Origin of the sequence: Streptomyces katrae (assembly GCF_000717655.1) — a bacterium.
Lineage (GTDB): Bacteria > Actinomycetota > Actinomycetes > Streptomycetales > Streptomycetaceae > Streptomyces > Streptomyces katrae_B.
On the sequence record NZ_JNZY01000143.1, the window covers coordinates 1 to 208 of the forward strand.

Below are 208 nucleotides of genomic sequence, written 5' to 3' on the forward strand. Positions count from 1 at the left end.
GGTCGTGACGGTCAGCGGGCGCCGCTCGGGACGGCTGTCGGTGGCCGGCCTGATCGCGATGCGGCCAGGATCCCGGACTCGGCTGTGTCACCGCCTGCGGACCCATCCCGCCGGCAAAGGAACACGTCGCAGCATGGGCGAGCGGGACTTCATCGCTCTGCTCGACGGTGTCCATCAGCTGGTCAGGGCGCCGATCGGGCTGGTCTGG

At 70.7% G+C, this 208-nt stretch carries 1 pseudogene; it reads left to right on the top strand.

Going from position 1 to position 208, the window contains the following annotated elements:
• Positions 1-208 (top strand): annotated as a pseudogene (locus IF09_RS47840) (IS630 family transposase); the annotation flags it as partial.